General features: G+C 65.7%; 17 protein-coding genes and 3 riboswitches. Of the genes, 11 read left to right on the top strand and 6 right to left on the bottom strand.

The window, feature by feature from the left end; genetic code table 11:
- Positions 1 to 9: 9 nt before the first annotated feature.
- A riboswitch (cobalamin riboswitch) is annotated at positions 10 to 226 on the top strand.
- A 54-nt stretch (positions 227 to 280) separates the two neighbouring features.
- Both cobN and cobF read left to right on the top strand, forming a co-directional pair.
- Positions 281 to 3,892, top strand: a complete 3,612-nt coding sequence (gene cobN, locus ACZI8W_RS17695) for a cobaltochelatase subunit CobN (RefSeq protein WP_463369814.1) — start codon at positions 281 to 283, stop codon at positions 3,890 to 3,892.
- Complete coding sequence (gene cobF / locus ACZI8W_RS17690; RefSeq protein WP_463369813.1) at positions 3,889 to 4,638, top strand: precorrin-6A synthase (deacetylating); 750 nt, start codon at positions 3,889 to 3,891, stop codon at positions 4,636 to 4,638. The genes cobN and cobF overlap by 4 nt, the downstream gene beginning before the upstream one ends.
- 70 nt (positions 4,639 to 4,708) lie before the next feature.
- Here the strand turns inward: cobF and ACZI8W_RS17685 are convergent, their stop codons facing one another.
- Positions 4,709 to 5,221 carry an Rv2732c family membrane protein gene (locus ACZI8W_RS17685; protein ID WP_463369812.1) on the bottom strand — a complete coding sequence of 171 codons (513 nt, stop codon included), beginning with the start codon at positions 5,219 to 5,221 and terminating at the stop codon, positions 4,709 to 4,711.
- Between the two features lie 235 nt (positions 5,222 to 5,456).
- Positions 5,457 to 5,643: riboswitch (cobalamin riboswitch) on the top strand.
- 90 nt (positions 5,644 to 5,733) lie between these two features.
- On the opposite strand from ACZI8W_RS17685, the gene ACZI8W_RS17680 reads away from it, so the two are divergent.
- From ACZI8W_RS17680 to ACZI8W_RS17670, 3 genes are read left to right on the top strand one after another with little or no spacing between them, the layout of a single operon-like run.
- On the top strand, positions 5,734 to 6,744 hold the full coding sequence (locus tag ACZI8W_RS17680; RefSeq protein ID WP_463369935.1) for an ABC transporter substrate-binding protein: 1,011 nt from the start codon (positions 5,734 to 5,736) through the stop codon (positions 6,742 to 6,744).
- Entirely contained in the window at positions 6,744 to 7,793 is a 1,050-nt protein-coding gene (locus ACZI8W_RS17675; protein WP_463369811.1) for a FecCD family ABC transporter permease, read from the top strand. The genes ACZI8W_RS17680 and ACZI8W_RS17675 overlap by 1 nt, the downstream gene beginning before the upstream one ends.
- A complete protein-coding gene (locus ACZI8W_RS17670; protein ID WP_463369810.1) occupies positions 7,790 to 8,566 on the top strand; it encodes an ABC transporter ATP-binding protein in 777 nt (258 codons plus the stop codon). The genes ACZI8W_RS17675 and ACZI8W_RS17670 overlap by 4 nt, the downstream gene beginning before the upstream one ends.
- Before the next feature lie 24 nt (positions 8,567 to 8,590).
- Here ACZI8W_RS17670 and ACZI8W_RS17665 read toward each other — a convergent pair whose 3' ends face one another.
- Entirely contained in the window at positions 8,591 to 8,851 is a 261-nt protein-coding gene (locus ACZI8W_RS17665) for a WhiB family transcriptional regulator (protein WP_463369809.1), read from the bottom strand.
- 1 nt (position 8,852) lies between these two features.
- Positions 8,853 to 10,277: a short-chain fatty acyl-CoA regulator family protein gene (locus tag ACZI8W_RS17660; protein WP_463369808.1), complete on the bottom strand. Its 1,425-nt coding sequence runs from the start codon at positions 10,275 to 10,277 to the stop codon at positions 8,853 to 8,855.
- Between the two features lie 146 nt (positions 10,278 to 10,423).
- Between ACZI8W_RS17660 and prpD the strand changes: the two genes are divergently transcribed.
- Genes prpD through ACZI8W_RS17645 form a run of 3 tightly spaced genes read left to right on the top strand, consistent with a single transcriptional unit; the run spans position 10,424 to position 13,964 of the window.
- Complete coding sequence (prpD, locus tag ACZI8W_RS17655; protein ID WP_463369807.1) at positions 10,424 to 11,926, top strand: 2-methylcitrate dehydratase PrpD; 1,503 nt, start codon at positions 10,424 to 10,426, stop codon at positions 11,924 to 11,926.
- The gene (gene prpB, locus ACZI8W_RS17650; protein WP_463369806.1) at positions 11,926 to 12,840 is read left to right on the top strand and encodes a methylisocitrate lyase; all 915 of its coding nucleotides are present in this window, start codon (positions 11,926 to 11,928) and stop codon (positions 12,838 to 12,840) included. Before prpD ends, prpB begins: the two co-directional genes overlap by 1 nt.
- The gene (locus ACZI8W_RS17645; protein ID WP_463369805.1) at positions 12,840 to 13,964 is read left to right on the top strand and encodes a bifunctional 2-methylcitrate synthase/citrate synthase; all 1,125 of its coding nucleotides are present in this window, start codon (positions 12,840 to 12,842) and stop codon (positions 13,962 to 13,964) included. Before prpB ends, ACZI8W_RS17645 begins: the two co-directional genes overlap by 1 nt.
- Before the next feature lie 71 nt (positions 13,965 to 14,035).
- Here ACZI8W_RS17645 and ACZI8W_RS17640 read toward each other — a convergent pair whose 3' ends face one another.
- Both ACZI8W_RS17640 and ACZI8W_RS17635 read right to left on the bottom strand, forming a co-directional pair.
- Positions 14,036 to 14,995 carry an HpcH/HpaI aldolase/citrate lyase family protein gene (locus tag ACZI8W_RS17640; protein ID WP_463369804.1) on the bottom strand — a complete coding sequence of 320 codons (960 nt, stop codon included), beginning with the start codon at positions 14,993 to 14,995 and terminating at the stop codon, positions 14,036 to 14,038.
- 107 nt (positions 14,996 to 15,102) lie between these two features.
- Entirely contained in the window at positions 15,103 to 15,822 is a 720-nt protein-coding gene (locus tag ACZI8W_RS17635) for a GntR family transcriptional regulator (RefSeq protein WP_463369803.1), read from the bottom strand.
- Positions 15,823 to 15,924: 102 nt separating this feature from the next.
- On the opposite strand from ACZI8W_RS17635, the gene ACZI8W_RS17630 reads away from it, so the two are divergent.
- The 3 genes from ACZI8W_RS17630 to ACZI8W_RS17620 are packed head-to-tail and all read left to right on the top strand — an operon-like array spanning position 15,925 to position 19,464.
- The gene (locus ACZI8W_RS17630) at positions 15,925 to 17,334 is read left to right on the top strand and encodes an LLM class flavin-dependent oxidoreductase (RefSeq protein WP_463369802.1); all 1,410 of its coding nucleotides are present in this window, start codon (positions 15,925 to 15,927) and stop codon (positions 17,332 to 17,334) included.
- A gap of 22 nt (positions 17,335 to 17,356) precedes the next feature.
- Positions 17,357 to 18,562 carry a CaiB/BaiF CoA transferase family protein gene (locus ACZI8W_RS17625; protein ID WP_463369934.1) on the top strand — a complete coding sequence of 402 codons (1,206 nt, stop codon included), beginning with the start codon at positions 17,357 to 17,359 and terminating at the stop codon, positions 18,560 to 18,562.
- Positions 18,559 to 19,464: an HpcH/HpaI aldolase/citrate lyase family protein gene (locus ACZI8W_RS17620; protein ID WP_463369801.1), complete on the top strand. Its 906-nt coding sequence runs from the start codon at positions 18,559 to 18,561 to the stop codon at positions 19,462 to 19,464. The genes ACZI8W_RS17625 and ACZI8W_RS17620 overlap by 4 nt, the downstream gene beginning before the upstream one ends.
- Before the next feature lie 121 nt (positions 19,465 to 19,585).
- Here ACZI8W_RS17620 and metE read toward each other — a convergent pair whose 3' ends face one another.
- Positions 19,586 to 21,859, bottom strand: a complete 2,274-nt coding sequence (metE, locus tag ACZI8W_RS17615) for a 5-methyltetrahydropteroyltriglutamate--homocysteine S-methyltransferase (protein ID WP_463369800.1) — start codon at positions 21,857 to 21,859, stop codon at positions 19,586 to 19,588.
- Positions 21,860 to 22,007: 148 nt separating this feature from the next.
- Positions 22,008 to 22,213, bottom strand: a riboswitch (cobalamin riboswitch).
- Between the last annotated feature and the right edge of the window lie 9 nt (positions 22,214 to 22,222).

The raw sequence follows: 22,222 nt of genomic DNA, 5'->3' as shown, positions 1-22,222 counted from the left end.
CCATATGGTTGCACATCCTCAGAAAATGGTGCGCTACGCTGGCGACGCCGTGGTTACGGGAAGCCGGTGAGAAACCGGCGCGGCCCTCGCCACTGTGAGCGGGTAGTTGCTCGCCCTCGTCCGTACCGGCCTGCCGGAACGGAGACCACTGGACGACAGTCCGGGAAGGTCGGCGCAGTAGCGATGATCCGCCAGCCAGGAGACCGGCCACGGCATGAGTACGTCCACGAGGGTTTTGGAGACTGAACATGGCCGTGTGCCTCGAGTTTCGGGTTGCGTCGTGACGCGCCTCGCTTTGCTGTCGACATCGGACACCGACCTGCTGTCGGCCCGCTCGAGCGGCGCCGACTGGGCGGTGGGGAACCCGTCGCGCCTCGACGTCGACGCAGACCTGAGCGGACTCCTCGACGGCGCCGACCTGGTCATCGTGCGGATTCTCGGCTCTGCCAGGTCCTGGCAGAACGGGCTCGACGCCGTCCTCGCACGGGGAGTTCCGATCGTCGTCCTGGGTGGTGAACAGACACCGGACGCCGAGCTCATGAGCTACTCGACGGTGCCGATCGGGACCGCTGCCGAGGCGCATCGCTATCTCGCCCACGGCGGCCCCGCCAACCTTGCGCAGCTCCACGCGTTCCTGTCGGACACCGTGCTGCTCGGCGGTGAAGGCTTCGAGCCGCCCGCCGAACTACCTGAATGGGGTGTACTCGACCGGCCCACGCCCGGCGACGAGTCGCTGCCGCGGGTGGGGGTGCTGTTCTACCGCGCCCACCACACCAGCGGAAACGTGCAGTTCGCGCACGATCTGGCCGACGCGATCGACGCGACAGGTAGGGCACAGGGCGTGGTCGTGCACTGCGCCTCGCTTCGTGGTGCTTCCGACGACCTGCTCGCCGAACTCGGCAGCCTCGATGCGCTCGTCGTGACCGTCCTTGCCGCCGGCGGCACCAAGCCCGCCACGGTGAGTGCCGGCGGTGAGGACGAGGCGTGGGATGTGGGAGCCCTTGCTGCGCTCGATATTCCGATTCTGCAGGCCTTGTGCCTGACGTGGAGCCGCGACAGCTGGGCGGACTCCGACGACGGTGTGTCCCCGCTCGACTCCGCGACCCAGATCGCGGTTCCCGAATTCGACGGCCGCATCATCACGGTGCCGTTCTCGTTCAAGGAACTCGACTCCGACGGCCTGCCTCGCTACGTCACCGACCCGGAACGCTGCCGCCGCGTGGCAGGCATTGCCGTCGCGCACGCCCGGCTGCGGCATGTCCCGCCGGCGGACCGGCGGATCGCGATCATGCTGTCGGCGTATCCCACCAAACATTCCCGCGTCGGCAATGCCGTCGGTCTCGATACCCCGGTGTCGGCGATCAAGCTGCTGCGCGCACTGCGCGACATCGGTTACGACCTCGGCGCCGGTTTCCCCGGCATGAACTTCGACGACGACCCCGAACTCGACGACACTGCAGCTGGAAATGCCCTGATCCATGCGCTGATCGACGCAGGTGGGCAGGACGAGGAATGGCTCACCGCCGACCAGCTCGCCGGTAACCCGGTGCGGGTCACCACATCCGACTACGTGGAATGGACGAAGGACCTACCCGCCGAGCTCACCGATGCGATGACCGAGGCGTGGGGGCCCGCGCCCGGTTCGTTGTTCGTCGACGGGGACGCGATCGTCCTGGCCACGTTGCAGGCCGGCAATGTCGTCCTCATGATCCAGCCGCCGCGCGGATTCGGTGAGAACCCGGTTGCGATCTACCACGATCCCGACATGGCACCGTCGCACCATTACCTCGCCGCATACCGTTGGGTCGAGCAGGGGTTCGGTGCCGACGCGGTCGTCCACCTCGGTAAGCACGGCTCGATGGAGTGGCTGCCCGGAAAGAATGCGGGGATGTCCGCATCATGCGCGACCGACGCCGCCATCGGGAACCTGCCGCTGATCTACCCGTTCCTGGTCAACGACCCCGGCGAGGGCGCGCAGGCCAAACGTCGCGCACACGCCACGATCGTCGATCACCTGATCCCGCCGATGGCCCGCGCGGAATCCTACGGAGACATCGCACGGCTCGAGCAACTGCTCGACGAATACTCCAACATCGCGGCGATGGACCCCGCAAAACTGCCCGCGATCCGCGCGCAGATCTGGACACTCATCCAAGCCGCGAAACTCGACCACGACCTCGGCCTCGCCGACCGGCCGCACGACGCCGAGTTCGACGATTTCCTGCTGCACGTCGACGGCTGGCTGTGCGAGGTCAAGGACGCTCAGATCCGCGACGGACTGCACGTGCTCGGCGCGGCCCCCGAGGGCGAAGCACGCGTCAACCTGGTGCTCTCGATCCTGCGCGCCGCACAGGTGTGGGGTGGCAAGAGCCACGCCGTGCCCGGCCTGCGGACCGCACTCGGACTGAAGACCGACGCACCGCTGACCGAGGTCGATGCGATCGAAACGCGGGCTCGTGCGCTCGTGCAGGCGATGGAAGACGGCGGCTGGAATGTCGATACCGCCTCGGCCACAGTCGAATCGGTTCTCGGCCACACCGACGACGAGGTGTCGCGCGTGCTGACCTTCGCCGCCGAACAGGTGGTTCCGCGCCTCGCGCAGACCACCGACGAACTCGATGCCGTCCTGCACGCCCTCGACGGCGGATATGTTCCCGCCGGGCCGTCGGGCTCCCCGTTGCGCGGCCTGGTCAACGTGCTGCCCACCGGCCGCAACTTCTACACCGTCGACCCCAAGGCTGTGCCGAGCCGCCTCGCCTACGACACGGGTGTTGCGCTCGCGAACGCACTGATCGAGCGGTATCTCGCCGATACCGGTGAGTACCCGCAGTCGGTGGGACTGTCGGTATGGGGCACCTCCGCGATGCGCACCGCCGGCGACGACATCGCCGAGGTGCTTGCGCTCATCGGTGTGCGCCCCGAATGGGACCCCGAATCCCGTCGCGTCCGCGAACTCACCGTCGTGCCGCTCGAGGAACTCGGCCGACCGCGCATCGACGTCACCGTGCGCATCTCCGGGTTCTTCCGCGACGCGTTCCCGCACGTGATCGGCATGCTCGACGACGCGATCCGCATGGTCGCCGCCCTCGACGAACCCGAGGATCTGAACTATGTGCGCGCCCACGCCACACGCGACGAGGCCGAGCACGGCGACGCCGACCGCGCGGTGCGCCGCATCTTCGGATCCAAGCCCGGCTCGTACGGTGCCGGAATCCTGCAACTCATCGATTCCGGAAACTGGCGCACCGATGCCGACCTCGCCGAGGTGTACACCGCATGGGGCGGATTCGCGTACGGACGCAACCTGCACGGCGTCGCCGCTGCCGACGACATGCGTGCCAACTACCGCCGGATCACCGTGGCCGCCAAGAACACCGATACGCGCGAACACGACATCGCGGACTCCGACGACTACTTTCAGTATCACGGTGGCATGGTCGCTACCGTGCGTGCGCTCACGGGCAACGACCCCAAGGCGTACATCGGAGACTCGACGATCCCCGACACCGTGCGCACCCGGTCGCTCAGCGAAGAGACCGCGCGCGTGTTCCGCGCGCGCGTCGTCAACCCCCGGTGGATCTCCGCGATGCGCCGGCACGGCTACAAGGGTGCGTTCGAACTCGCCGCGACCGTCGACTACCTGTTCGGGTACGACGCAACCGCCGGGGTTGTCGAGGACTGGATGTACGAGTCGCTGGCGCAGAACTACGCACTCGACCAGGAGAATCAGCAGTTTTTGCGCGAGGCCAACCCGTGGGCGCTGCGCGGCATCGTCGAACGACTCACCGAGGCCGCCGACCGCGGATTGTGGGCCGAACCCGACCCGGAAACGCTGAAGGCTCTGCAGCAGGCCTATCTCGACGTCGAAGGTGATCTCGAGGATCGCGGATGAGGTTGCGGCTGATCGGGATCGGACCGGGTGGTCCGGACGATCTCACAGTCGCGGCCATCAAAGCGCTCGAGAGCGTCGACGTGTTCCTCGTCGCCGACAAGCAGCGCGGTGTGGACGATCTCGTGACAGTGCGCGAACAGATTCTCGGTCGCCACGCCACCGGGCGGTATCGCACCATCGTGGTGCCCGACCCGCCGCGTGACCGCGCACCCGAGCAGTACGGGGCAGAGGTGCGCGACTGGCACGCGGCCCGGGCGCACGCGTACGAGGCGGTGCTGCGCGCGGAGGTCCGCGACGACGAGACGGTCGGATTCCTGGTGTGGGGCGATCCGAGCCTGTACGACAGCACCATCCGAGTCGTCGAACGTATCCGCGATCGCGGTGTGCTGGACATCGACTACGACGTTGTGCCCGGCGTGAGCAGCATCCAACTTCTGGCTGCCCGACATCGGCTGGTGTTCAACAGGATCGGCGGACCGATCACGATCACCACCGGCCGGCGCCTCGGCGCGGAAGTTGCGTCGGGCGCCGACAATATCGTTGTCATGCTGGACGGTCAGCTCGCCTGCCGCGACCTTGCCGGCGATTGGGACATCTGGTGGGGAGCGAATCTGGGGACGAGCGACGAGGAGACTGTCGCGGGACGCTTGGGTGACGTGCTCGATGCCATCGACTCTGCGCGGGCTCGGGCCAAGGCCGCGCGCGGCTGGGTGATGGACACCTACCTGCTGCGCTGGACAGAATGAGCTGCACAGCAGCTGGGCAGAATGAGCTGCACAGCAGCTGTGCAGAATCAGCCGCGCAGAATGATCGGGGTCAGTGAGACCGGATCAGCGTGGGCCGCGGACGCGTGTCGGTGGGGGACTGGCTGAGGACGATCGGTAGCCACTGCGAGGTCATCGCGATCATGACGAGCCAGTTCAAGACCATGCCGATGCCCGGTGCGTGCGGCCCGTCGGCGATCATCCCCGCCTGCGACCAGTAGCCCAGCAGGCCGAACAGCGACGCGAGCCCGGAGCCGAGCATCGCCGCCGACGCCAGCCGCCAGCGGCGCAGACACAGCGCGGCAGAAGAGACCAGCACACCGAACACCACGGTCAACGTCATGAAGACCCGCATCAGCATCGATACCGCGGCACTGTCGCCGAACCAGCCCGCGAGAACTGTCCACGACCAGGCCGACGACGTCTGTGGAAGCAGAAGCCCGACGATCAGCAGCGCGATGCACCCGGCGAGCACCCAGCGTCGTCGCCCTGGGTCGAACTCCCCGGCGATCCGCTTCTCGATCCGCGCGAAGTCTCTCCGGTAGGCCGACAGGTTGTCACTCACGCGATGCCTCCTCGTTCGACCACACGAGAAGCCATTATGGCCGCCCCTGCTCGACCCGGTGGAAGGTGTCGATAACCAGGGTAAACCCCGGGTCGGTAGCGGCGTCGGTCCTTGTCGGAATCAGGTGCAGGATCGGCGTCCGTTGCAGGGCACGGCAGGGTCGCGCCGACCTCGTCCGTCCAGCCGGGGGAACCGTTCACGAAACGAGTAATTCTGTTCCGTGCTCCCCATTCTTGCGAATATGGCCTGGTCTTGTACTGTTCGAACCGACGTAGGGAACACCGGTGTGAATCCGGGACTGTCCCGCAACTGTGACCGAGGAGCAAACCCCCGATCTCATGGCCACGACCCGTATGGGTTGGAAGGCCGGGGGAGAGCGTTGATCCGGGAGTCAGGACACCTGCGTCGGCCGGAGCTCGACCACGAGGATGGACATGATCAATTCGATTCTTGCTGCCCGAAAGAGGCGGCGAAGGGTGCTGCGTGCAGGCGTAGCACTTGTCGCGGCTGCGATGACGCTGACCGGTTGCTCGTCGAGCGACCCCGACCCGGATGCCGCCGATCAGCAGGAGGCCGGCGCCGCGCCAGAGTCGACGAACTACCCGTTGACCATCCAGAATTGTGGCCGTGAGCTCACAGTCGACGCCCCACCGCAGCGGGCCGTGTCGCTCAACCAGGGATCGACGGAGATCCTGCTGTCGCTCGGCCTGGCCGAACGCATGGTGGGTACCGCCACCTGGACCGACCCGGTGCGCGACAACCTCGCTGCCGAGAACGAGAAGGTGCCGCGCCTGGCCGACAACAATCCGTCGTTCGAAGTGGTGCTCGATACTGAACCGGACTTCGTGTCGGCGTCGTTCGGCGGCACCCTCGGCGAGGGTGGGGTCGCGGCGGCGGAACAGTTCGAACAGCTCGGTGTTCCGTCCTACCTGTCGCCCACCGACTGCGAGGGTAAGGACGACAACAGTGTCAACTCCGATGGCAACCGCACTGAGCCGCTGACCATGGACGCGGTGTACAAGGAGATCCGGGAACTCGCCGCGATCTTCGATGTCACCGAGCGTGGTGAAGAGTTCGTCGCCGAGCTCGAGCAGCGGTACGAGACCGCCGCGGGTGAGGTCGACGGCTCCGGGGTGACGCTCGCATACTGGTTCGCCGACACCGCCACCCCGTATGTCGCGGGTTGCTGCGGTTCGTCGGGCATCATCACCAACTCCGTCGGTGCAACGAACGTCTTCGACGACACCACGAACGAGTGGCCGCAGGTGAGCTGGGAGTCGATTCTCGACCGTGACCCCACTGCTCTGGTTCTCGGAGACCTGAGCCGGCGCAGCATCGCGGGTGACGCGCTGGACAGCAAGATCGAATTCCTCGAATCGAATCCGGTCACCCAGCGTCTGACTGCCGTGCAGAACCAGCGGTACATCGTCGTCAACGGCGCCGACATGAACCCCTCGATCCGTACGATCGACGGAATCGAGAAGGTCGCCGACGCGCTGCGCGAGTGGAATCTCGCGGGCTGATGAGGCCGGCGACGACGTATCGGTCGCCTGTCAAGCGGGTCCCGGTCGCGGCGGTTGTCGTCGCGGTGGGGCTGGTGGTACTGGCGTTGTCGATCGCAGTGACCGTCACGATCGGCCCGGCCGAACTCTCTGTGCCGGACGTGTATGCGGTCATCTTCGACCGGTTGGGGTTCGCCGACAGTTCGGTCAGCGCGATCCGTGAGGGAATCGTCTGGGAGTTGAGACTGCCGCGGACTCTGCTGGCTGCGGTGTGCGGCGCCGGTCTTGCGGTGTGCGGCGTGATCATGCAGTCGCTGCTGCGCAACCCACTGGCGGATCCGTTCGTCTTGGGGATTTCGTCGGGTGCATCAACGGGTGCCGTGATGGTCGCGGTGCTCGGCATCGGCGGCGGTGCCGTGTCGTTGTCGGGCGGTGCTTTCCTCGGCGCGCTCGTGTCGTTCGCGCTCGTGCTGTTGCTCGCCACCGGCGCGGGCGGAGGTACCTCGCGCGTTGTCCTCGCGGGCGTCGCAGGAACTCAGCTGTTCTCGGCGTTGACGTCGTTCATCGTCATCTCGTCTGCTGACGCGGAACGGACACGGGGGGTGCTGTTCTGGTTGCTGGGGTCGCTGTCCGGCGCCACGTGGAGCGATGTGGCGCTCTGCGGTTCGGTGTGTGCGCTGGGCATTGTCGTATGTCTGGTCAGGGCATCGTCTCTGGACGCATTCACATTCGGTTCGTCGACCGCCGCGACGCTCGGTATCTCGGTGGGCCGGACGCGGTTGATGTTCCTGGTCGTGACTGCGTTGATCACCGCCGTGCTGGTGAGTGCCGCGGGTGCGATCGGATTCGTCGGGCTCGTCCTGCCGCACGCGGCACGATTCCTGGTCGGTCCCCGGCACAGCCATTTGGTGCCGGTCACCGCTGTGGTGGGTGCGGTGTTCATGGTGTGGGTGGATGCGGTGGCCCGTACCGTGTTCGCGCCGCAGGAGGTACCGGTGGGTGTGGTGACCGCACTGATCGGGGTTCCGGCCTTCGCGCTGATCCTGTTCCGTACGAGGAGTGCGCCGTGACACTCTCAGCGAAGTCGCTGCGGTGGAGCCGCGGTGGGAATCTCGTGATCGACAACGTGACGATCCACCCTGCGCCCGGGGAGACGATCGGGTTGCTGGGGCCGAATGGGTCGGGTAAATCGTCGTTGCTGCGCTTGCTCGCAGGAATCGATCGTCCCGATGGCGGGTCCGTGACTCTCGACGGAGCAGACATCGGGAGCCTCGGTCGCCGCGCTCTGGCACGCCGAGTCGCGATGGTCGGACAACACGCGCACACCGAGGTCGATATCAGGGTACGGGATGTGGTGCGCCTCGGCAGGATTCCGCGTACCGACGTGTTCGGACGCGATGACGGCGGCGCGCACGCCATCGACCGTGCCCTCGCCGTGACGGGGATGACCGAGTTCGCCGACCGGTTGTGGCGCTCGATGTCGGGTGGGGAACGTCAGAGAGCGCAGATCGCCCGCGCTCTCGCGCAGGAACCCGAAGAACTGCTACTGGACGAGCCGACGAACCACCTCGACATCCAGCACCAGCTCGACATTCTCGAACGGGTCGCGGCCCTTCCGGTAACCAGTTACGTGGCATTGCACGATCTCAATCTCGCAGCGATGTTCTGCGATCGGGTCGTGGTGCTCTCGAAAGGAAGAATTGTTGCGCACGGCACACCGTACGACGCGCTGACCACCGCTCTCATCGAGCAGGTGTACGGGGTGCGCGCCACGGTGACAGTCGACGAGGGCGTCCCCGCGATTCGCTACCACAGGTTGGGCAGCTCCGCTGCCCGTGCGTGATTCTGGTAGTCCTGGCTGCCGAAATCACGCACGGGTGAGTGCTCTTCTTTCCCGTGCCGAAGTGCCACCCCAGATCCCGAACTGTTCGCCGGTGTCGACCGCGTATCGAAGGCATTCGTCGACAACCGGGCATCCCGCGCAGATTCGCTTGGCGTGGTTCTCGCGCCGGAGTCGCTCGGTGGGGGTTTCGGTATCCGGTCCGAAGAACGGCGACGGGCCGAAGAACCGGCAATCGGCCTGCGCCCACCAGTGAGTCTCGTGATCGAGGTATCGTTCGTCGCGCATCTCACCGGCTCTCCGAAGCGGAGTACGGCACGAGTCCCGCGTTGTTCTCGTCGATCGAGATTGAGCGACCCAAATGCGGAAACGCGCGCTGGGTGCACGACGGACGATCGCACACCTTGCAGCCTGCACCGATGGGCACGGTTGTGTCGGGATCGTCGAGACGCAACCCTCGAGAGTAGACGAGTTTGCCGGCGTAGCCGAGATCACATCCGAGACCGATCGCGAAATCCCGTTTGGCTCCGAGGTATCCGGGTGCGCTCTCGTGGGTGGTGCGGGCGATCCACAAGTAGGTGCGACCGTCCGGCATCTGAGACACCTGTGTCAGGATACGACCGGGCGAGGTGAACGCGTCGTGCACCACCCACAATGGGCAACTGCCGCCCACGCGGGAGAAGTGGAAAGCTGTGGCGGACTGTCGCTTCGAGATGTTGCCCGCGCGGTCGGTACGAACGAAGAAGAACGGCACTCCGCGTCGACCGGGGCGTTGCAGTGTCGACAGCCGATGGCACACGGTCTCGAATCCCACCTCGAACTTCGCGCAGAGAAGGTCGACGTCGTAGCTCAGGGCCTCGGCAGCGCGAAGGAACTGGGTGTACGGCAGGATCAGTGCGCCGGCGAAGTAGTTGGCCAGCCCGACACGGGCAAGGGCACGTGAGCGTTCGGGCAACGCCGCCGCCCCAGCGACGATCGCGTCGACAGTGCCGGTATACGCGATGAATGCGAGTTGCGTCGCAAGCTGGAATGCGCGTTGGCCCGGGGTCAGGCGTCGTGCGAGGGTCAGAACCTTCGTGACCGGGTCGTAGACGCGCTTCGGTCCGATCCGGTCGGGTTCGTCGGTGCGGATGATGACGGTGACGCCGTGTTCCTCCTGCAGCAGGCCGCTGAGTTGCAGATCGAGTCCGCCGACAGTCAGCCCCCGAGTAGTGAACAGTTCCTCTGCAGCATCGTCGAGTTCGGCGATGTGGTTGCGCCGGTCGTAGAAGAAGTCGCGAACTTCCTCGTAGGGTGTCGTGGTCGATTGGTCGGCAACAACTTCCGGATCATTCGGGGCGATCTGCTCGAGTTGTTCGGTTGCGCCGCGCAACCGGCGGTGCAGTGATACCAGTGCGCGCGCCGCGAACGGGGTGCGCGACAACAGTTCGTCGATCTCGGCAGCGGAGACGGCAGTGGTATCGGGGTTCTCCGCGAGTACCTCCTGGAGGTCTGCGAGCAGCCGAGCGTCGGTGTCGGCAGCGAAGAACGCTATGTCGAGGTCGAACATCGAGTTCAATCGCAAGAGCACCGGCACGGTGAGGGGGCGGTGGTCGTTCTCGAGTTGATTGACGTAGCTGGTGGACAACCCGAGGGTGGTCGCGAGCGCGGTCTGGGTCATTCCACGTTCCTCCCGCAGCCGACGCAGACGTGCCCCGGCGTACATCTTCTGCATGGCAGCGAATCTTAACATCAGGCGCTTTCGCAACATTCGCAATTTTGCTCGATGGGTTTCGCAAAAATAGTCAATTGCAGGGCATTTCCAACCTCGCTAAGCCTGCGTAGCGTGCAAATCGAAGCACCGACATTCGGAGGATTCCAGTGAAGACGCAACTCGTACGCACCCATCGGTCCGCGGAAGAATTCCCGAAGGAAGAGCATCTCGCGTGGAGGATCGCGGAGGTTGCGACCGACCCGGTCGAGGTTCCGGAGGACACCGCAGACATGATCGTGTGCCGGATCATCGACAACGCCTCGGTCGCCGCCGCGTCGCTGACCCGACGCCCGGTATCGAACGCCCGGGCACAGGCGCAGGCACACCCCTACACTCCCGGTTCGGCAGTGTTCGGCGTCGACGGCACATTCTCGCCGGAGTGGGCGGCGTGGGCGAACGGGGTCGCGGTGCGCGAACTCGACTTCCACGACACGTTTCTCGCTGCCGAGTACTCTCATCCGGGCGACAACATCCCGCCGATCCTGGCTGCCGCCCAGCACACCGGTCGTAGCGGCCTCGATCTGATCCGCGGCATAGCCACCGGCTACGAGATCCAGGTGAATCTCGTGCGCGCGATCTGCCTGCACGAGCACAAGATCGACCACGTCGCGCACCTCGGACCGTCCGCCGCAGCCGGTATCGGCACCCTGCTCGGCCTCGACGTCGAGACCGTGTACCAGGCCATCGGGCAAGCCCTGCACACCACGACCGCCACACGGCAGTCCCGCAAGGGCGAGATTTCCAGCTGGAAGGCCTACGCTCCCGCCTTCGCAGGCAAGATGGCCGTGGAGGCCGTCGATCGTGCCCTTCGTGGCGAGGGCGCCCCGTCTCCCATTTGGGAAGGTGAGGACGGCGTGATCGCGTGGCTGCTCGGCGGCCCGAACGCCGAGTACACCGTGCCGTTGCCGGCGCCCGGAGAGGTCAAGCGCGCGATCCTCGACACGTACACCAAGGAACACTCGGCCGAGTACCAGAGCCAGGCTCCGATCGACCTCGCCCGCCGCATGCGCGAGCGAATCCGCGACCTCGACTTGATCGAATCGATCGTCCTGCACACCAGCCACCACACCCATGTCGTGATCGGTACCGGCTCGAACGATCCGCAGAAGTTCGATCCCCACGCGTCTCGCGAAACCCTCGACCACTCCGTGATGTACATCTTCGCGGTCGCCCTGCAGGACGGTGTGTGGCACCACGAGCGCTCCTACGCACCCGAGCGTGCGCAGCGGCCCGACACCATCGAGCTGTGGAACAAGATCTCCACCGCAGAAGATCCGGAGTGGACGCGCCGCTACCACTCCACCGACCCGGCGGAGAAGGCGTTCGGTGCCCGCGCGGAGGTCACGCTGAAGAACGGCGACGTGATCGTCGACGAGCTTGCGATCGCTGACGCCCATCCGCTCGGCGCCCGACCGTTCGCCCGCGACCAGTACATCGAGAAGTTCCGCATCTTGGCGGACGATGTCGTGGCTCCGGCAGAGCAGGAACGCTTCCTGGACGCCGCGCAACGCACTCCCGAACTGAAGGCCGGCGAGCTTGATCAGCTCACTTTCACCGTGTCCGACGACGTGCTCGCACGGGCACCGAAGCTGCCGGAGGGCCTGTTCTAATGTCGGGTCTGATCGCCGCCTCCACCCCGCCGGCAGACAAGCGCAGTGCCTTCCGGAAGGGCCTCGAATCGGGCACCATCACGCGTCTGCCCGGCGCGATCAATCCGCTGACGGCCAAGCTCGTTCAGGAGATCGGGTTCGAGGGAGTCTACGTCTCCGGCGGAGCGTTCTCCGCGGGGTTGGCGCTGCCGGACATCGGGCTGACCACATTGACCGAGGTTGCGGAGCACAGTGCTCAGATCGCGCGGGTCACCGATCTACCGGTGCTCGTCGATGCCGACACCGGCTTCGGCGAACCGATGAGTGCCGCACGGACGGTGACCGTACTCGAGGATGCCGGCGTTGCGGGTCTGCACCTCGAAGACCAGATCAACCCGAAACGCTGCGGGCACCTCGACGGCAAGGCCATCGTCGGAATCGACGAGATGGTGCGCCGCCTGCGGGCGGCCGTGTCGGCTCGCCGCGACCCGAACTTCGTGATCTGCGCCCGCACGGACGCGGCCGGAATCGAGGGCATCGACGCCGCGATCGACCGTGCGAAAGCGTACGCGGAAACCGGCGCCGATCTGATCTTCACCGAGGCGCTCCGCACCACGGCGGAGTTCGAGAGGTTCCGCGCCGCAGTGGGTGTGCCGTTGCTCGCGAACATGACCGAATTCGGTAAGTCGCAGCTGATCCCGGCGCAGGTGCTGGAGAAGATCGGATACAACGCGGTGATCTACCCCGTGACCACTCTGCGGCTGGCCATGGGCGCCATCGAGAAGGGACTGCGGATCATCCACGAGGAGGGAACGCAGGAGAGCCTGCTCGACGAGATGCAGACCCGTTCGCGGCTGTACGAGGTGCTCGACTACGAGCACTACAACGAATTCGATTCCGGAATATTCGATTTCACCCTCGACAGGAGTCAGTGATGACCGATACCGCTGTTCCGACGATCTACAAGGGTCTTGCCGGAGTCGTCGTCGACACCACCGCGATCTCCAAGGTGGTGCCGGAGACCAACTCCCTGACGTACCGCGGCTATGCAGTGCAGGATCTGGCTGCGCACTGCACTTTCGAGCAGGTCGCCTACCTGCTGTGGAATGCAGAGTTGCCCAGCGACGCCGAGTTGGGGCTGTTCATGCAGCGTGAACGCGCCGAGCGGCGGGCCGATCGCTCGCTGCTCGGGCTCGTCGCGAAGCTGCCGGAGAGCTGCCACCCGATGGACGTGGTCCGCACCGCGATCAGCTATCTCGGTGCGGAGGACTCCACCGAGGGCGACGCGTCGCCGTCCGCGAATCGTGCGAAGGCGCTGCGCATGATGGCGGTGCTCCCGACTATCGTCGCGGCCGATCACCGGCGTCGCCGTGGCCTCGACCCGATCGCACCGAACCATTCGCTCGGGTTCGCCGAGAACTTCCTGACCATGTGCTTCGGGTCGGTTCCCGCGCCTGAGATCGTGAAGGCGTTCGAGGCATCGCTGATCCTGTACGCGGAGCACAGTTTCAATGCGTCGACGTTTGCTGCGCGGGTGGTGACCTCGACAATGTCGGACATCTACAGCGCCGTCACCGCGGCGATCGGTGCGCTCAAGGGCCCTCTGCACGGCGGCGCCAACGAAGCCGTCATGCACGACATGCTCGAGATCGGCGAACCGGAGCGTGCCGAGGAGTGGATGCGAGGCAAGCTCGCCCGCAAGGAGAAGGTGATGGGCTTCGGCCACCGTGTCTACAAGAACGGGGATTCGCGCGTTCCGACGATGCGGCAGGCATTCCGCGACGTCGCTGCCCACACCGGCGGTGAGAAGTGGGTGCGCATGTACGACATCCTCGAAGCGACGATGGGTGATGCGACCGGGATCGAGCCGAATCTCGACTTCCCCACGGGGCCTGCCTATTACCTGATGGGATTCGACATCGAAGTGTTCACCCCGATCTTCGTGATGAGCCGCATCACGGGATGGACGGCCCACATCATCGAGCAGGGCGAATCGAACGCGTTGATCCGCCCGCTCAGCGAATACACGGGTGTTCCGCAACGGTCCGTCGTGTCCTGATTTCCCCGGCGCCCACCTGAATAGGCCCGCACCGTCGAAATGCGGTGCGGGCCAACCGTCGTTCGGGAAGTTCACGCCGGCGGCTGCCACACCGACGTCCGTGTCATGCCCGCGGCGCGGCCTTTGCCGGAGATCACCAGCGCCATCTTGCGGGACGCCTCGTCGATCATCTCGTCGCCGAGCATCGCCGCACCGCGCGACCCGCCCGCTTCGGAGGTGCACCACTCGTACGCGTCCAGGATGTTCTCGGCGTGATCGTAATCGTCCTGGCCGGGGCTAAAGGTCTCGTTGATCACGTCGACCTGGGAGGGGTGCAGCACCCACTTGCCGTCGAAGCCGAGCGCGGCGGCGCGACCGGCGACGCGACCGAGGCCGTCGAGATCCTTGATCGCGAGGTAGGGGCCATCGATGGCCTGCTTGCCGTGGGCGCGGGCGGCCATGAGAATCGACATGAGGATGTGGTGGTAGGCGTCGCCGACGTCGTATCCGGGGGGTTGTTCACCCACGACGAGCGACTTCATCTGGATCGACGCCATGAAGTCGGCCGGCCCGAAGATCAGCGTTTCGATTCGCGGGCTGGCTTGGGCGATGGCATCCAGGGCGATGAGCCCCGACGCGGTTTCGATCTGGACTTCGATGCCGATCCGGCCGACTTCGAGCCCGACCGACTTCTCGATCTGCGTCAGGAGCATGTCGAGCGCACGGACCTGCGCGGCGTCCTGAACCTTCGGGAGCATGATGCAGTCGAGGTGCGCGCCGGCACCTTCGACGACGTCGACGACGTCGCGGTACGTCCACGGAGTGGTCCAGTCGTTGACGCGGACCGTGCGGATCTTCGAGTCGAATCCACCGTCGCGAAGGGACTCGACGATGATCTTGCGGCCCTCGGCCTTGGCATTGGGTGCGCACGCGTCCTCGAGGTCGAGGAACACCGCGTCGACCGCGAGACCGCGGGCCTTGTCGATCATCTTCGGATTGGATCCGGGTACTGCGAGGGTGCTGCGCCGCGGGCGTATGGTTCGGATGCTCATGGTGGACCTTTCGTATATCGACACTGTATTGATGTATCTAACCTTGATTAATATATGCTTGTTGGCATTGCCTGGACGCCGGGGCGACGCTGGCCTGAACTGCAGGTTCAGTGCTGTGCGGCGGCGGTGTTGCGGGCTGCCTGTGCGATGTAGGTGCTCAGCATCTGTGATGCACCCGCGAAGTGCTGCTCGGTGATGCGCCGGGCCTCGGCGCCGTCACCGCGCGCGAGTGCACTGATCAAGGCGTCGTGTTCGTCGAGGCTGCACGGCACCCGTTCGGGGAACAGTTCGAAGTAGCGCTGAGGGATCATGCGGCCCGCGTCGCCGAGCATGGACTGCAACCGTGTGGAACCGCACGACTTGTTGATCTCGCGGTGAAACAGCCAGTTCAGTGTGGCGATATCGTCGCCTGAAGCCGCAGCGACCCGTATCTCACGGTGCAGTTCGCGCACTCGCAGCAGTTGCCTGTCGGTGATCTTGCCGGCTGCCCACTGCGCAGCGACACCCGACAGTGCGGCCATGAGCGCGAAGTTCTCGATGATCGTGTCGGGGGAGACGCCGATGACGGTGATGCCGCTTCGCTGTGCGACACGGACCAGGCCTTCCTGCGCGAGCGCCAGGCACGCCTCCCGCACCGGCGTGCGGCTCGTTCCGAACTCGTCGGCGACGGCGTCGAGGTCGATGCGATCACCCGGGGAGAGGTCGCCCGACAGGATCCGATGGCGGAGCACTTCGCGCACGCGTTCGCGACCGGTCTTCTTCTTCTTTTCGGTGGTGTCGTCCGGCGTCTCGCCGACGATCCACGGTCCGCTTTCGACGTCCGTCATTGCACCCCTTCCGGTTCGATAGACCTTGAGACTTGACAATCTATCACTGGAAAATAAATATATCAGTAGACATCAGATACGCTTTTGAACGAGGGGATTCCCATGGAACGCAGAACCGATCAGATGACGCTCGTCGCTTTCATGCAGGCGGGCAACGTGTCGGTGTACTCGGGGTCGTGGCGCTATCCGCACTCCGCACAGGACTACCTGGATCTCGCCTACTACCAGCGCATCGCGCGCGTACTCGAAGAGGGCACATTCGACCTGATGTTCTTCGACGACCGTCTCGCGATGCCCGGCATCTACGGCAACTCGGTCGACGATGCCGTCCGCTACGGCGCCCGGCCCATCAAACTGGACCTCACCGCCATCCTCGGTGCCGCGGCCGCCGCAACCCAGCACCTCGGGCTCGGCGCCACCTATTCGACGACGTACTACCAGCCCTTCCACGTCGCACGCACCTTCGCGTCGCTCGACCATCTCAGTGGTGGACGCGCCGCCTGGAACATCGTCACCTCCGTCAACGACGCCGAGGCCCGGAACTTCGGTGTCGACCAACACTCCGAACACGACAAGCGCTACGACCGTGCCGAAGAGTTCGTGGAAGTTGTTGCCAAATTGTGGGATTCGTGGGAGGACGGTGCCATCGTCGCCGACCGGGAATCGGGCATCTTCGCCGACCCCGCCAAGGTTCACCAACTCGACCACCACGGAGAATTCTTCGACGTGCAAGGTCCGCTCACCGTGCCCCGCACCCCGCAAGGACGACCAGTACTGATTCAGGCCGGGTCGTCCGGCCGCGGTCGGCAGTTCGCCGCCAAGTGGGCCGACCTCATCTTCACCGGCGACCCGAGTCAGGCCGTCGCCGCCGAGCACTATGCCGATCAGAAGGCGATCATCTCCGAACACGGCCGCGACGCCGACTCGGTACGCGTGTTGCCGATGGTGTACGTCATCCCCGGAGAGACCGAGCAGATCGCGCGGGAGAAGGAGAACATCTTCCTGCATGATCTCGTCCACCCGCAGGCCTCACTCACCCTCCTGTCGGAGGTTACCAACTACGACTTCTCCGGTCACAGCCTCGACGACGTCGTCACCGACGAGCTCATCGACCAGGTCTCCGGCATTCGCGGCCTCGTGCAGGGCGTCAAACGGCACATCGGAGACCAGGAACTGACCCTGCGAGTACTCGCCAACCATCGGGCGACCCTGCTTCAGGGGCCGCGCTTCGTGGGGACTGCGGAGCAGATCGCCGAGCAGATGGAGCAGTGGTTCCAGTCGCGCTCGTGCGACGGATTCGTCATCGCCGCCACACATTTCCCCGGTGCTTTCGAAGATTTCGTCCGGCTCGTCGTTCCGCAACTGCGCGCACGCGGGCTCGTGCGGGAGGACTACACCGGGGCGACGCTGCGCGAGAACCTCGGCCTCGAGCGACCTGCGAATGTCTTCGCCGCCGGTCAGGACTCTGCCGCGCTGCCCTCGGCGGGCGAGCGGGTGGCCCAGAATGCCTGAGGGCGTGTCCGGTAGCGGCGCGATGCTGCGCGGAATCCGCGTGCTCGACATGGCGACACTGGCCGCCGGTCCGCTCGCGGCGACGTACCTCGGCGAATTCGGCGCCGATGTGATCAAGATCGAACAGCCGCAGGGTGGCGACCCGATCCGGGGATGGGGTGTGCAGAAGGACGGGATCGGACTCGTCTGGAAGAGCATCGGACGCAACAAGCGTTCCGTCACGATCGATCTCCGCACCGACGACGGTCAAGAGCTCGTACGACGTCTCGCGGCGGAATGCGACGTCGTCGTCGCGAACACCCGGCCGCATACTCTCACCCGGTGGGGCCTCGACTACGACGCACTCCGCAGGATCAACCCCAAGATCGTGATGCTGCATGTCACGGGATTCGGCCTCGCCGGCCCGAAATCGTCGCGCCCCGGCTTCGGTACTCTCGGCGAGGCGATGAGCGGATTCGCGCACACCACCGGCGAATCGGATGGCCCGCCCACACTGCCGTCCTTCATGCTCGCCGATGGTGTGGCGTCGCTGAACGCGGCGTACTCGATCATGATGGCGCTGTATCACCGCGACGTCCACGGTGCAGACGGTCAGCTGATCGACGTGAATCTGGTCGACCCGTTGGCGCGGCTGCTCGAGCAGTCGTTGCTCGCCTACGACCAGACCGGTGCGATCGCGCATCGGAGTGGAAACCGGTGGGGTATCTCGGCCCCTCGCAACACTTACCGGACGAAGGACGACGCATGGCTCGCGATGTCGGCCAGCTCTCCGAGTATCGCGTTGCGGGTGTTCAAGGCGATCGGTCGCCATGACCTCGTCGACGATCCCGATTTCTCGGATGCGCAGCGGCGCCTGAAGCGGTTGGACGAGGTCGACGGGATCGTCGCCGAGTGGGTCTCGCAGCACACCCTCGACGAGGCGATGGCCGTGTTCGAAGCGGGTGAGATTGCCGCGGCGCCCGTCTACGACATCTCCCAACTCGTCCACGACGAGCAGATGCAGGCCCGCGAGGTCTTCGTCCGGATCGACGATCCGGATCTCGAGAGCATGCTCGTTCAGGCCCCCGTACCGCGGTTCTCGGGGAATGCCGGAATCGTCGACAGCCTGGGGCCCTCCTTGGGGGCCCATACCGCGGAAGTCCTCACCGAGGTGCTCGCTCTCACCGACGCGCAGATCGCCGATCTGTGCGACCGACACATCATCACGTCCGGAAGGAACGCCTCATGACCTCGATACCACCTCCGATCCGGCGGTCGGAACTCGCGACACCCGCGTCGAACGAGCGGATGTTCGCGAAGGCCGCCGCTTCCGACGCCGACCTCGTGTTCCTCGACCTCGAGGACGCCTGCGCCCCCGCTGAGCGGGAAGAAGCTCGCGGCAAGGCCGTTCGCGCACTCAACGAGTGCGACTGGGGGCGCACGGCCCGGGCGATCCGTATGAACGGCATCGATACCCGCTGGGCGTACGGGGACGTCGTCGAAGTTCTCACCGGCGCCCGCGAGAACCTCGATGTGATCATCGTGCCGAAAGTGACGGCAGCACGGGATGTCTGGTGGGTCGACACCCTGCTCACGCAGGTGGAGGACACCCTCGGGATGACCAAGCGCGTCCGGCTCGAGGTGCTCATCGAAGATGTGGCGGGGGTGGCGAACGCAGAAGAGATCGCCACGTCCAGCGGTCGTCTCGACGCACTCATCTTCGGTGCCGGCGATCTGTCGGTGTCGCAAGGCGCACGGGTCGACACGAACTTCCGGCCCCGCGACGACTACCCCGGCGACTTCTGGCATTACGCGCGGATGAAGGTGCTCACTGCTGCCCGGATCGGAGATCTGCGCGCGATCGACGCGCCCTACCCGGATTTCAAGGACGAAGCAGGATACGAGCAGGATGCACGGCATGCCGCATCGCTGGGATTCGACGGAAAATGGGCGATCCATCCGTCGCAGATCGCGATCGCGAACACCGTGTTCTCGCCGACCGAGGAGGAGATCACGCGGGCGAAGCGCAATCTCGAAGCCTATCGAGAAGCCGAAGCGCGCGGGCTGGGCGCCACCAGCGTCGATGGCCGGCTGGTGGATGCCGCACATGTGAAACTCGCCGAGGCGATCCTCGCGCAGGCAGGGATGTGACTCACGATCCAGGGCCATCAGCCTTCGAGAAGGTTTCCTCCCGTGGCCCGGGTTTCCGCTGGTGGTGAACCAACGGAAACCCGGGCAAGTGGAGGAACTTCTAGTCGCTCGTACGGGCAGGTTATCCGTCGAGCTCGGACCGAACTGCTGCCGCCGCGGCGACGAGGTTCGTCAACGACGCCGCGACCTCGTCGGTGCCGCGGGTCTTGAGTCCGCAGTCCGGGTTGACCCACAGGCGCTCGGCCGGAACAGCACGTAGCGCTTCGCGAAGAGACTCGGCGATCTCGTCCTCGCCCGGAACTCGCGGGGAATGGATGTCATAGACACCGGGGCCCACGCCGAGATCGAAGCCGACCGCGTTGAGGTCGTCGAGAACCTCCATGTGCGAACGGGCGGCCTCGAGGGAGGTGACGTCGGCGTCGAGTTCGGCGATCGCCTCGATGACCTCGCCGAATTCCGAGTAGCACAGATGGGTGTGGATCTGGGTCGAATCCGCCACGCCCGACGTCGCGAGCCGGAAGGCCCCCACGGCCCACTGCAGATACTCGGCTTGCTCGGAGGTGCGGAGCGGCAACAGTTCTCGCAGTGCGGGCTCGTCGACCTGGATGATGCGAACCCCCGCAGCCTGAAGGTCTACCGTCTCGTTGCGGATGGCCAGGGCGATCTGATCAGCGGTGTCGGCGAGGGGTTGGTCGTCGCGGACGAACGACCACGCAAGGATAGTCACCGGGCCGGTGAGCATGCCCTTGACCGGCTTCCCGGTGAGCGACTGCGCGTAGGTGATCCACTCGACGGTCATGGCGTCCGGGCGCGCGACATCGCCGTACAGGATGGGCGGTCGCACGCAGCGGCTGCCGTACGACTGGACCCAGCCGTTCTCGGTTGCGAAGAACCCGTCCAGTTGCTCGGCGAAATACTGCACCATGTCGTTTCTCTCCGGCTCGCCGTGCACGAGGACGTCGATGCCCAGCTTCTCCTGCAGGGCGACCACCTCGGTGATCTCGTCACGCATCCGCTGCAGGTACTCGGCCTGCTCGATCTCACCCTTGCGCAGTGCAGCTCGGGCGACGCGGATCCGGGTGGTCTGTGGGTACGACCCGATCGTGGTGGTCGGGAGCAAGGGCAGGTCGAGGTGCCGTCGCTGGATCTCGCGGCGCTGATCGGCCGACGTGCGAGTGCGGTGCCCCGTGATCGAGTCGAGCATGCCGCGCACCTGGTCGTTACGCAGACGAGGATCGGACGCGCGTACCTCGGCGGCGGCACGAGCCGCATCGAGCTCGGACGCCACGGCGTCGCGGCCCTTGCGCAGTGCGTTCGACAGCGTGGCAATCTCGGCGACCTTCTCCGCGCCGAATGCCAGCCACGTGCGCAGCGATTCGTCGAGGCCCGATTCTGCCTCGATCGTGTACGGAACGTGCAGCAATGAGCACGACGACGACACCGCCACCGAGCCTGTGGAGCCGAGCAGTGTCGCGAGCGTCGCCAGGGCCCTCTCCAGATCGGTGCGCCACACATTACGGCCGTCCACCACGCCCGCCACGATCATCTTGTCCGCCAGGGCGGGGAGTGCGGCGATGTCGGACGAGTCACCGGCGACCAGATCGACCGCGACACCCTCGACAGCGGTGCGGGCGAGTGCACCGAGTGCCGGCCCGAGGTTGCCGAAGTAGGAGGCGACGAGAATTGCGGGGCGGTCTTGTACCTGCGACAGCCTGCCGTACACCTGGTCGACCGCCGTGACGGTCGCATCGTCGAGGTCGCGGACGAGCGCGGGCTCGTCGAGCTGTACCCACTCGACCCCGGCGGCGGCGAGTTGCGACAAGAGGTCTTGATAGAGCGGAACGAGCTCGCCGACACGGTCGAGCAGCGGGCCCTGTCCGTCGACGGGCTTCGACAGCAGCAAGAACGTCAGCGGGCCGACGACGACCGGTCGGGCCGGGACACCGAGCGCGCGGGCTTCGGCGACCTCGCCGAGAACCTTCGACGCGTCGAGTGTGAAGACGGTGCCCGGGCCGATCTCGGGGACGAGGTAGTGGTAGTTGGTGTCGAACCACTTCGTCATCTCGAGTGGTGCGATGTCGTCATTGCCTCGCGCGGCCGCGAAATAGCGGTCGAGGTCGTCGGCGATACCGGACACACGGGGCGGCAGTGCGCCGAGCATGGCGGCTGTATCGAGGACGTGGTCGTAGAACGAGAACGTGTTGACGGGAATCGAGTCGAGCCCGGCGTCGCGCTGCGCAGCCCACGTGCCGGTGCGCAGATCGACAGCGACCTTCTCCAGTTCGTCGCGGCCGATCTTTCCGGCCCAATAGGATTCGACGGCTCTCTTGAGCTCGCGGTTCGGTCCGATCCGTGCGGATCCGAGAACGGTGGCGTGGAAGGCAGGTGCAGACATTGGTGGTACTCCGGTGGTCGGTCGCGGATGGCCCACCGCCCGTAGAGTGCGCGGATCCGACCGAGCCCCGGTGTCTCCGACTTGTGTCGGAGCGACAGCACAGCGGGTCCGCGCGCCCAATCCTCGAGGCGGCACACCGCCGGGCACGGCGTGCCCGACGCAGATGGCAGGTATTCGGACTTGCAAGCGCCCGAGCCGGTGGGCCCGTACCTACTGACCGTCGCTTCCCGGGATGGTGCCCAGTGCTGATGACGGCGGTCGTTCCTGCATACCGCTGCGGGACAGTCCCGGATTCTCACCGGGTTCCCTCTCCGCATCCCGATCGAGGGATGCGTCGACGCCGCCACAGTCTTCGGGGCTCCT

It is taken from the genome of Rhodococcus ruitaii (assembly GCF_055230935.1).
This window is presented reverse-complemented; position numbering and strand designations above follow the sequence as displayed.